The sequence below is a fragment of the Streptomyces niveiscabiei genome, assembly GCF_001419795.1.
Taxonomy (GTDB): domain Bacteria; phylum Actinomycetota; class Actinomycetes; order Streptomycetales; family Streptomycetaceae; genus Streptomyces; species Streptomyces niveiscabiei.
In genome coordinates this window covers 1-2,938 of record NZ_LIRL01000199.1, presented here as the reverse complement: position 1 = coordinate 2,938, position 2,938 = coordinate 1, and the positions used below count along the sequence as shown (strand labels likewise).

3 protein-coding genes are annotated in these 2,938 nt (G+C 72.7%); 2 read left to right on the top strand and 1 reads right to left on the bottom strand.

Annotation, left to right across the window (positions count from 1 at the left end; genetic code table 11):
- On the bottom strand, window positions 1-761 hold a 761-nt coding region (gene ligD / locus AOK24_RS11335), incomplete at its 3' end, for a non-homologous end-joining DNA ligase (protein ID WP_055719940.1).
- 64 nt (window positions 762-825) lie between these two features.
- On the opposite strand from ligD, the gene AOK24_RS11330 reads away from it, so the two are divergent.
- Window positions 826-1,899, top strand: coding sequence for an ATP-dependent DNA ligase (locus AOK24_RS11330; RefSeq protein ID WP_055719939.1), 1,074 nt, complete (start codon window positions 826-828; stop codon window positions 1,897-1,899).
- 86 nt (window positions 1,900-1,985) lie between these two features.
- Window positions 1,986-2,938 (top strand): DUF3048 domain-containing protein (locus AOK24_RS11325; RefSeq protein WP_063799426.1); only part of this gene is annotated, 953 nt, incomplete at its 3' end.

The window sequence follows — 2,938 nt, the reverse complement described above, 5'->3', positions numbered from 1 at the left end:
AGATGTGTATAAGGGCCAGCGTGCGGGTGGGGGCGTACGGAGTAGGCGGAGGCGATGGTGCGGTCGCGGGCGGCCTGGTTGTAGTCGATGAAGATCCGCTCCCCGCGTTCTTCCTTCCACCACTTGATGGTGACGCGGTCCGGCATCCGGCGTTCCATCTCCCTCCCGACGGCGATCGCCGCGCGCCGCACCTCGGTGAACGTCCAGCGGGGTTCGATGGGGACGAACACGTGCAGCCCGCGCCCGCCGGAGGTCTTCGGCCAGCCCCGCAGCCCGCCGAACTCGTCGAGTACGGCCCGCAGTTCGTGGGCGGCGCGGACCGCGTCGGCGTAGTCGGTGCCGGGCTGGGGGTCGAGGTCGATGCGGAGTTCGTCGGGGTGGTCGACGTCGGCGCGGCGGACGGGCCAGGGGTGGAAGGTGAGGGTGCCGTACTGGGCGGCCCACAGGACGGCGGCCTGTTCGGTGGGGCACATCTCGTCGGCGCTGCGTCCGCTGGGGAAGGTGATGTGGGCGGTGGGGATCCAGTCGGGCATGTTCTTGGGGGCGCGCTTCTGGAAGAAGTTCTCGCCGGTCACACCGTCGGGGTAGCGCTCCAGGGTGGTGGGGCGCTCGCGCAGGGCGCGCAGGATGCCGGGAGCGACGGCCTGGTAGTAGCGGGCGAGGTCCAGCTTCGTGAATCCGCGCTCCGGGAAGAACATCTTGCCGGGACTGGACAGCCGTACCGTCCGCCCGCCCGCCTCCAGCTCGACCGCATCGCCCATGCGCCCACGGTAGGCGAACCTCGCACATCAGGCATTTCATCGCATTGCGGGTGACACTTCACCCATGGATCTGCCGGTGATGCCTCCCGTGAAGCCCATGCTCGCCAAGTCGGTGGCGAAGATCCCGCCGGGCATGCAGTACGAGGCGAAGTGGGACGGTTTCCGCGCGATCGTGTTCCGCGACGGGGCGGCGGTCGAGCTGGGCAGCCGGACGACGAAGCCGCTGACCAGGTACTTTCCCGAGCTGGTGGCGGCGCTGAGGGAGCGGTTGCCCGAGCGGTGCGTGCTGGACGGGGAGATCGTGATCGCGCGGGACGGGCGGCTGGACTTCGACGCGCTGACCGAGCGGATCCACCCGGCGGACTCCCGGGTCCGCACGCTCGCCGAGCGCACCCCGGCGTCGTTCGTCGCCTTCGACCTGCTCGCGCTGGCCGACACGGCCCTGCTGGACGTCCCCCTCAGCGACCGCCGCGCCCTCCTGGAACGCGCGCTGGCCGGGGTGAGCGCGCCCGTCCACCTGGCCCCGGCGACGACCGACACGGCGGTGGCCGCGCGCTGGTTCGAGCAGTACGAGGGCGCCGGTCTGGACGGCGTGATCGCCAAGCCCCTCACGCTGCCGTACCTCCAGGACGAGCGCGCGATGTTCAAGGTCAAGCACGAGCGGACGGCGGACGCGGTCGTCGCCGGGTACCGCTTCCACAAGAGCGGCCCGGTGGTGGGTTCGCTGCTGCTGGGCCTGTACGACGGCGAGGGCACTCTCCAGCATGTGGGCGTGTCGGCGTCGTTCACGATGGCCCGGCGCGCGGAGCTGGTGGCGGAGCTGGAGCCGCTGCGGATGGCGGACGCCTCGGGGCATCCGTGGGCGGCCTGGGGCGACGCGGCGGCGCACGAGGCGGCCAGGCTGCCGGGGGCGCCGAGCCGCTGGTCGGGCAAGAAGGACCTGTCGTGGGTGCCGGTGCGGCCCGAGCGGGTCGCGGAGGTGGCGTACGACCATATGGAGAACGGCGTCCGCTTCCGCCACACGGCCCGCTTCCGCCGCTGGCGCCCGGACAGGACGCCGGAGAGCTGCACGTACGCGCAGCTGGAGGAGCCGGTGCGGTACGACCTCGGGGAGATCCTGGGGACGCCCGCCACCTGAACGGCGTAACAGATCGAGCATGATCGCTTTTGATCGGGTATGGCCACCAGCGACCTCTTCGGCGCACCCTTTAGGGATACGGACTGGTGGCACCCGTGGACATCACACGATCGAACCCGAAACACCCGGCGCGTACGGCCCGCACGGCCGCGCTCCTGCTGACCGCGACCCTGACGACGGCCCTGGTGGCGGGCTGTACGACCGCCCCGCGCGCGGGCGACGACGCGTTGAACGGCTCCCTCAAGCCCCGCGCGCGCACCGGCCCCGTCCTCGCCGTGAAGATCGACAACGCGCGCCCCGCCCGCCCGCACACGGGCCTCGACGCGGCGGACGTCGTGTACGTCGAGCCGGTCGAGGGCGGCATGAGCCGCCTGATGGCGGTGTACGCGACGAGGCTCCCCCGGGCGATCGGACCGGTCCGCAGCGCGCGCCAGTCGGACCTGGAGCTGCTGCGCCAGTTCGACCGGCCGGTGCTCGCGTTCTCGGGCGCCCAGCGCAAGCTGCATCCGCTGATCGACAAGGCGCCGCTGAGGGCGATCGAGCCCGGTGAGGTGTCCGGCGCGTACTACCGGGGCGGCGCGAAACCGGCGCCGCACAACCTCTACCTGCGGCCCGAACGGCTGGTGCGCTCGGCGCCGGGGGCCGCCGCGCTGGAGGCGACCGGGTTCCGCTTCGGGCCCGCGCCCGCGGGAGGGCGGGCCGTGAACTCGCGCACGGTGCGCTATCCGGCGGCGCGGTTCACGTTCACCTGGTCGGCGGGGCGGGGGCGCTGGCTGGTGCGGATGGACGGGGCGACGGCCCGGCGGGTGGCCCCGGCGACGGTCGTCGTGCAGTACGTGAAGGTCCGCCGGAGCCGCTTCCACGACGTCCTGGGCAACCACACGCCGTACCCGCAGACCGTCGGCTCCGGGCGGGCGGTCGTGCTGCGCGGCGGGCGGGCGTACGACGTCGTCTGGAAGCGGCCGAGGGCGGCGGACGGGACGCGGTTCACCACGCGGGACGGGAAGAGCGTGAACGTCGCGCGCGGGCAGGTGTGGGT

Coding starts and splice junctions, on each gene's coding strand:
- AOK24_RS11330 (WP_055719939.1), top strand. CDS start 826: ATGGATCTGCCGGTGATGCCTCCCGTGAAGCCCATGCTCGCCAAGTCG.